The organism is Lysinibacillus sp. NPDC095746 (assembly GCF_044763535.1).
Classification (GTDB): Bacteria; Bacillota; Bacilli; order Bacillales_A; family Planococcaceae; genus Lysinibacillus.
The window spans coordinates 22070-30501 of sequence record NZ_JBIWGL010000046.1 but is presented as its reverse complement, the minus strand read 5'-3'; the positions used below and the strand labels follow the sequence as shown (position 1 = coordinate 30501).

The 8432-nt window shown below is 33.1% G+C and carries 7 protein-coding genes; 2 read left to right on the top strand and 5 right to left on the bottom strand.

Annotated elements, in window-relative coordinates; translation table 11 throughout:
• Positions 1-500: 500 nt before the first annotated feature.
• From ACIQ7N_RS22380 to ACIQ7N_RS22365, 4 genes are all read right to left on the bottom strand, one after another.
• The gene (locus ACIQ7N_RS22380) at positions 501-1748 is read right to left on the bottom strand and encodes an MFS transporter (protein WP_402936336.1); all 1248 of its coding nucleotides are present in this window, start codon (positions 1746-1748) and stop codon (positions 501-503) included.
• Between the two features lie 32 nt (positions 1749-1780).
• Complete coding sequence (locus ACIQ7N_RS22375) at positions 1781-2461, bottom strand: dTMP kinase (protein ID WP_402936334.1); 681 nt, start codon at positions 2459-2461, stop codon at positions 1781-1783.
• A 16-nt stretch (positions 2462-2477) separates the two neighbouring features.
• Positions 2478-3236: a hypothetical protein gene (locus ACIQ7N_RS22370; RefSeq protein ID WP_402936332.1), complete on the bottom strand. Its 759-nt coding sequence runs from the start codon at positions 3234-3236 to the stop codon at positions 2478-2480.
• 396 nt (positions 3237-3632) lie between these two features.
• On the bottom strand, positions 3633-4085 hold the full coding sequence (locus ACIQ7N_RS22365; RefSeq protein WP_402936330.1) for a DUF1259 domain-containing protein: 453 nt from the start codon (positions 4083-4085) through the stop codon (positions 3633-3635).
• Positions 4086-4303: 218 nt separating this feature from the next.
• On the opposite strand from ACIQ7N_RS22365, the gene ACIQ7N_RS22360 reads away from it, so the two are divergent.
• On the top strand, positions 4304-5893 hold the full coding sequence (locus ACIQ7N_RS22360; RefSeq protein ID WP_402936328.1) for a GMC family oxidoreductase: 1590 nt from the start codon (positions 4304-4306) through the stop codon (positions 5891-5893).
• Between the two features lie 474 nt (positions 5894-6367).
• Here the strand turns inward: ACIQ7N_RS22360 and ACIQ7N_RS22355 are convergent, their stop codons facing one another.
• Entirely contained in the window at positions 6368-6709 is a 342-nt protein-coding gene (locus ACIQ7N_RS22355) for a hypothetical protein (protein WP_402936326.1), read from the bottom strand.
• A gap of 752 nt (positions 6710-7461) precedes the next feature.
• On the opposite strand from ACIQ7N_RS22355, the gene ACIQ7N_RS22350 reads away from it, so the two are divergent.
• The gene (locus tag ACIQ7N_RS22350) at positions 7462-7971 is read left to right on the top strand and encodes a DUF3231 family protein (RefSeq protein ID WP_132362254.1); all 510 of its coding nucleotides are present in this window, start codon (positions 7462-7464) and stop codon (positions 7969-7971) included.
• Positions 7972-8432 lie beyond the last annotated feature (461 nt).

The following is an 8432-nucleotide window of genomic DNA, read 5'->3' as shown; positions in this document are numbered from 1 at the left end:
CGACGTTGACGTGTCATAGCAGCACGCTCCCTTGTTTTATTAGTCTAAGTTTACAACCCCTTATTTTATCTGTCCAACTTAGTGTAGCCTATCCATAAAAAAAGATCTTTATACATATCTGTATACTCCTTTAATTAATTTAAATTTCTACTTACAAGATTTTAGTAGGCGTGTTGAGCTTACAAATAGCCATGATTATAAAAAAAGAGGAAGTTCCATAGGAACACCTCTTTAAATTATTAAACCTTTAACTTCAAATATTTTCACTTTTTCTCTTTCTTTTTCTTGCTTTTAGCAACTTTAAGTGCTTGATTGGTTGTTGGTGCTAGACCCATATTTACACCTCCTAAAGTAAAAATGCTCATTTTTTTACTTCTTCTCTTTCTTTCTCTTGCTTTTAGCAACTTTAAGTGCTTGATTAGTTGTTGGTGCTAGACCCATATTTACACCTCCTAAAGTAGAAATATCTATTACAAACACATTATTATGTGTTTATAACCTCAGGCAAATTTAAAAACTTTATATCTAACAAGAACTCCAGTTAATAAGATCATTATTATAGAAGAAATAAGGAAAATCCAACATACATCAATACGCTCTCCCAATAATCCAGCACCTATAAAAGATATAGGCGTTGCAATCTTCATTAACATTGAAGTTGTCCCAGAAACTCTTCCAAGTAAATGTGCAGGTGTAGACTCTTGCCTTAAAGTTTGATAATGAACATTTATGAACACACTACAAAATCCAATTAATATCATACCAGCCATTAATATAATCCAATGGGAAGATATAAATAATAAAAATTGACCAAAAGATCCAATATAAATAGCAATAATAATTAGTTTACCTCTTCCTAAAATCTCTCTACTTTTTTTTGCAATAAGTGCTGCTACAATACCACCGATTGCAGAGCTTGCAATTACTATTCCCAGTTGGTTAGATGTTAATTTAAACTGATCCAATGCATAAAAAATTAATACTGCACTAGAAATACCAGAAGCTATATTTAAACACAATATTGTAATTGTCATTGAAAACAATTTACTATTCTGCTTGACTTCTATCCATCCTTCTTTAATGTCATCCCAAAATGGCTTAGTCTCAATATCTTTGTTCCTTTGCAAATGATTTTCTTCAACTTGAGTAAGGCTAATTAATAACACCATAATGCAAAGACCTATGATTGTTACTACTAATCCATAAGAATAGGATAAAGTAAATAGTAATACACCTGCTAAACCAGGACCAATTATGTTGATAATTTGATAAACAAATGAAATTGCAGAATTGGCTGTTGTTAACTGCTCTTTCTTTACAATTTGGGGAAGGGAGCTGTGAAAACCATTCCAAAATGAATATCCGAATGCTGATACTAAAAATCCAATAATGTATATCATCCATAAAGAAGGTGTAGAATTTTCTAATAAGAAAACCAATGATATAAGCAGAATAACCTGAAGTAATATTGAGTATCTCATGAAATTCTTCCGGTTAGTTCTATCAACAATTACCCCTATAAAAATTCCTAAGATAACGTTTGGCGCAAAATCTAATGCCCTCATCGTACTCATAGCCAATGTTGATTGACTAATTTCATAGATTATTAAAGGTATTGCTAGTATATAAATATGAAAGGTCAAGTCATAAATTATTGTACCCAACCATATATAAATGAATGATTTGTTCTTCCATATAGTGTCACTGTGGATATTTTTTCCTTCGATTTCACTGTACTGGCTTTTCATATTATTGCCTTCCTTATATTAATACTCTATATTTATAGCAATAGCCTATCTCTTATTACCTCATGAACTACAAGGGGTTCCTCTTCGCTGTTAAGTTTGGTCAAACTCCCCCATTTATTTTTATGATGAATAGTTAATTCTTTTATTGATTTTCTTAATTTATTTTGAAAATCAATATATTGTTTTTCCACCCATTCAGTAGGATAAAAATTCTTTTTAAAGAGGTTATATTCCACTGATTTACCTTCAAAATTGGCAATGTCTAATCCAGACTCTCGGTAACCTATTATATTTTTTCTTTTTACTGAATTTTTGGGATCAATATCAAAATAAAAGGTTATATCAGGGCTTATGACATCAGTAGTCATAATCATTAACTCATCTATTGAACAACCTCTCACTATTTCTGTTGCAAAAAATGTAAGAAGAAACTTATCTAAAATTACATACTCCCCTTTAGATATTTTATTCTTTATTTCCCATTCTTGCCTGCATAATACTTTTGATACAACAGCATACCGGCTTCCTAGATTTGATATATAATCAGTTCCATCTAACCTTTCAAGCATTAATTCTACAAGGTCATTTCTATATAATGGGTATATAGAAACAGATTTTCCCTTAGTCTTTAATAAATTCACCAATAAGTTACATTGTGTTGTTTTACCTGCCCCATCTAATCCCTCTAATGCAATTAGTTTTCCTTTTGTCACAAAAATTCACCTAATCTCAATTTTTCAGTATAAACTTATAATTATTCTCATTGTAGGTACCAGGAACATGTTCTACTAAGCGAGTACTATAATGAGATTCGTTATTTAGAAAATTAACAATTTGGTCTACCATTGAATTATAGTTACTAGCTACACAAGTATTACAACTTAATTTTGCACCTTTATTAAGTTCACTACCTACACCATTTTCAATAATATTATATATGGAATCCATAGTACCTTCTTTGTCGAGCTTTCCAATCAATGATTCTTTTCTAAATTGCGAGTCCAATGTAGCAAGCCAACATGCAGAAAAATCATTTTGAACTCCAAAAAATATTCTATGTTTACTATTATGACATCTATTCAGGATCTCAGGATTGGCAAAATAATTTCTATCAAACTGAGTATATGTTTGCCGTCGTACAAGATGAGGTACTACAGTTCTAAAATTATCAGAATGCATCAATTCTACTTTCTTCAAATCATTAACCACTTTTTCGTAGTCTTCAGTAGAGAAGCCACCATTTACTTTCCCAAATGTTTCCTGACTATACACGATATAATCAACACCTATATTTTTAGCTATTTCAGCAAATGGAACAATTTCATTCATATTTGATTTTTGGATAACAAAATGCAGTCCTATAAGTGTATCACTTGAAGAAGTAGCTTTTTCATTTACCATTTTTTCTATATTAAGTAATCGCTCTTTTAAACCTTTTACTCCGTGAGTTTTTTGGTATGTCTCTTCATTTGCAGCATCAATACTCACCCTTACAAGTTTTGTATGTTCCAGTAAAGTCCTTCTTATATTTTCATCGGAAAGTCTCTTGCCAGCTGTATAAACTCTTACCGCTGTTCCTAATTCAGATGCCCCTTTAATTAAAGTATTTATCCCTTATTTGTAATTTAGTTTCGTTTTACTTCAAAGCAAACTAAACCTAACAAAAAACTGTTAAGGCCATTTATAGCATGTTAGGAACTTATATTGAAAAGTGAACTAAGCCTCAAAATTATAAAGGATAAGTGGAATTCAAATTGAAAAGAGGCTACCAAATTAGTAGCCTCTTAAAACATGTGAAGAGATTAACAGGAATATACAATGGAGCTTTGTTGTTTATATACCATTAATAACTTCATTCATGTTTAAGAAAAGATATTATCACTTTTACTTTTTGAATAAGCCTGCTGCAACTGCAGCATTAAAACTTCTTCTTGCAAAATCTGTTGGATCCCCAACATTCTCCCAATGCATATACATTAATCTAGGGTTATCAAAAAGCCAATGGTTATGCACTGCTGTAACAATAAGACCTCTCTTTTGAAGCTCTCTCATAAATGGATTAATTTCTTCCTGCAGTACTACAGATTCACCGAGGTTCAGTGTATTAGCCAAAATACCTTCAAAAGAAAGAGCAAAAGGAAGTGCGAGAGGGGATCGAGTAGTTCGTCCAAGAATAGTAGCTTTAATATCGCGAAGGCGCTGTACAACACAAACAGGTGTTGAAGTAATAACTTCCCCACCGATGATATTCGCAAGTTGTTGACATTTTATTGGACCTACGCAACTGCTTAATTTTTCTGACTTATTTTGTTCCTGGGAATGATTATCATGCTCCAATCTATTCACCTCCTTTTATTTTAATAGTAATAATATATTCTCAAGTGCGTAATGTGACTGGGAATTATACCGTCAAGCGCCTTTTATTCTAAAATTTTTTCTATCTATTCCTAAACCCTCTGCCAAACCCTTTTTAACATTAATAGTATGATTACTTTACCTATTTCTTCCACACAAATTTACATAAGATAAATAAAAATAGATAAGGAGATAGTTAAGTGGATTCTAAACATTCAAATAATACATTTGATTTTATTGTTGTCGGGACGGGACCAGCTGGAGCAGTTATAGCTAAAACACTAACAGACGATAAAAAAACCTCAGTCTTAGTCCTAGAGGCAGGGGAAAACGATGATAGAGATAAACCAATTCGAGATTCTAGATTCGCTCCTGTATTAGAAGAGCAATTTTTCGCAGAATATTTTTGGCAAGGTGAAGGAGTGCCTCAACCTGAAGTAGATGACAGAACATTTGAATGGACTACGGGGCGGCTTTCTGGGGGCGGGTCTTCAATTAATGGTGAACAGTATGTCAGACCTACACCAGCTGTTTTAAAAGAATGGGAACGTCTTTTAGGTAACTTATGGTCCCCCGAACGAGCAAATCGTAGCTTTAAACAGTTAGAAAATTTTCATGGAGAAACAAGTAATCCTGAATTTCATGGCTTCAATGGTCGTATAGATATCAGGCAAGCCCCTAAAAATCCACCAATGATAACGAAAAAATTGGTTTCAGCGATCGAACAAGCAACAGGTTATAAACAAATTCTTGACTATAATAACCCAAAAACCCCTATTGGTCCTTTTACTCAATGGCAACTATTTCAAAAGATGAATGGAGAACGTGAAAGCTCTTCTACTGCTTTTTTATCTCCAGACATTATGACTCCTGGTGGATACGGGGTGAATGGACGTAAGTTAAGGGTTGTTTATAAATCAACCGGACTTCGTATTTTATTTAGGGAGAAAACAGCAATAGGTATTGAATATCTACAGGAAGGTAAAAAGGTTCAAGCTTTTGCCCGCAAAAAAGTTATTATTTCAGCAGGTATAAACAGTGCGCAACTGTTAATGTTATCTGGAATCGGACCTTCAAATGACCTACGTCGGACTGGTATCCCCGTTATTTTTAACAATCCTAATGTTGGGAAACATTTGACTAATCATACCTTAAATACAGCTACATTTAGTGTAAATCCAAAAGATCTTCCTCAGCTTCAAAACGATCCGTTTGCCCTTTATACAGGCGGTGCATTTTTACCAAATCCACTAAATAGTAGTATCAATCACCGCCGAGGAGTTCAACTCATTGGGATTGTTGCAGAAGAAGGTTTAAATATTGCTATTTTATTTTTACAACCAAAAAGTCGAGGAACCATTAAAATACAAAATAACGACCCCTTAAAAATTGTCCTTGCGGATGAAGGTTTCTTAGAAAATGAATATGACCTAGAAGCAATAAAGGCTATTTACAGAGTTTATATTAAAGGCATTGCCGAAAAACTTTCAAAAATCGACCCGAATTATCAGCTTGTAAATCCAACATTTGAGACCATTGATAATGATGATAAACTTGAAAACTTTATTAAAGAGAATTTTGACCATAATCACCATCAACAAAGCTCGCTTCGAATGGCCCCTATTAATAAAGGTGGCGTAGTAGATCGGTACGGCAATGTCCATGGAGTCAATAATTTAATGGTTGCTGATGCACAAATCATTCCTTTTACAGTAGATGGTAACACGTCTGCATCTGCATACCTAATTGGATATACCATTGCCAAACGTTTAATGGGTGGAAACGCTTAACATTAAAGGTTTTATAAGATACGGTTAATTATATACATTGCGTGAATGTTAGAAGTGAGTCATTTGTGTTTCCGGCAAATGTAAACCTAATCTGCACCGTTCACGCAAAAAATCCAAAATCATAATAGTTAAATCTTAGTTAATTATTAAAATCCCCGCTTCCGCAAATGGTTGAGGGGTTCATTAAAACTGTTATTTTCTTTTCCCATTAATACTAATGATACTACGAACAATCTCCTACTATAAATTTCGATTTATTTGCATGTTATATCCTTTTTCGAATGTAATTTAAGAATGCTAAAGGAGGCTTAGATATGTCAACTAACCATAATATCTTTAATGAACAAGAATCTACAGATATTATGGACAAGTATGTCTTGACAACCAAAATTACTATCGAGGGAAGGATAAAAGAAATCAATAAATAACAAAAAGCATAAGCTTTTTACGCCTACGCTTTTTCAAAAATTAATGTTAAGACATCGTTATTCTTTTACAAGCTACTTTTGCAGCTGGAATTCCAACACCAGCACCGAGTGCGGCATCTACTGATTCTCCCCAAGAACCACTGCTAGCCTTTATTTCGTTCCCTGCTGTCAAAACGCCTTCCGCTACAATTTCAACACAATCATAATAGTCTGGATTAGGATTACTTTCAAGATACTGTGCAGCTAATTCGTCTGCTTTTTTTTGTATTGAAAGTCGACCTTGTTCAGCCAATGAACTAAAAACACTCTCAGCTTGCCCACCAAAATGTACTATTACGTTGTTAATGTCTCGACCAGTACGATGTATTTCTCCCATTTCAGATGACATATTTAGTCCTCCCAATCCTTGAAATTTGAACTTTTTAAGTTCACAAATATTTTATCCAACTGTGATTGGTCTTATCCATCAACAACTATTTCTTTTTGGTTTAAATAAAAAATTCAATAGGAATTTCTGTCTCTGAATTTGGATGAAAATTCCTAAATAAATTCTAAAGAATTGCTTATTTAATGACTTTTCGGGTGTCCTTATATTCATGTCGTCGTCCAATATCTGTACTTTTCGACTTGTATTTCTGAAGCTCCTTTTTAACGATAATGGGATGATTTTGATCAGATAATAATTATTTAGGAGATGTTCTTTTAGTTGTATTGTTTTAAATACTAGAACATACATTATCTTCCGGATAGCTATGCGTTGCACTTGCATCTCCCAATGTTTAAAAATACTACGCTATTCCAATCATAATAATTTAATCAATTCCCAATTTATATTTTTAAATACAATTTCATGGTTAATAAACTATATAATCATAACTTCTAAATCATATTCTAAATATGTAAAGTAAATTTGCTTTGCATCCCGTTTCCTTCTAAGGGTCACTCCATCCCAAGTGACCCTTTTATAATTTTTTTCTAAACGACAAGCATAGTGGTATACAAATCCTTTTTATCTTTCCTTCATTTCTTTCAAGGTTACTTCGAACAAATGATCTTTTTATATAAAAATCGAATTATTTTTCTTTTTTAACCCATACTATCCATGTTTGAAAATGTTCAAATAAGAGAGGAAGAGCAAGTATGGGAATACTTAGTGGCAACCCAAAAGACGAGCCATTACACTACGGAGAAGTCTTTAGTATCTGGACACATCTCACTGTAAATTATGGCTTTATTGCAGGATATCAAACGTTTTACAATCATTCTGGTGATGAAGATTTAAGAAAAATAATCGAAGATATCATCGACACTTGTAAAGAAGAAGCAAAACAGTTAGAAAAAATATTAAAAACTAACGGTGTTGCTCTCCCCCCTGCACCACCGGAGAGACCAGTTGCACGAATAGAGGATATCCCCCCTGGTGCGAAATTCAATGATCCCGAAATTAGTGCAGCCCTAACAGGTGACCTTGCTGCGGGGTTAGTTACATGTAGTCAAGTTATGGGCATGTCAACTAGGGAAGATATTGCTTTAATGTACGCTCAATTCCACACAGGTAAAGCTCAACTCGGTGCAAAACTGTTACGTCTTAATAAGACCAAAGGCTGGTTAGTTCCCCCACCGATGCATGTGGCTTATCCAGAAAAATAGTATTTGATTAAACCTGACAAACCGTTCCCCAGTTTAACGCTGGGGTTTTTAACTGTCCTTTTAATTACGAGGTAATGCACATTTTTTCATGGTTATAAAAAAAGAACAGGCTTGTTACCTTCGATGATTTTATTTTTGTCAATTTATTTTATGTGAGAATCTACGTACCTGTTGTCCTTTTTAAGGTTTATTTTCTATATGGGATTTTATACGGTTTTTTTAGAGCATTTTTTATGCTCTATTTGCTTTTATTTCTTAAATTGTTCATTATACGGTTGCATTGGACAACGCTTTTTTTCTTATCCCAATATTATTTTTTATGAAAAACACTTTAAATAATGCTTGGTGAATCCCTGCGAATAATAAAGCATCTTTTGTACAAACTAATTTTTAGGAGGTGAAATACATGAATAAAAACAACCAAAATTTTAACTCGATGAACCAAGAATTTGGAAATGAAA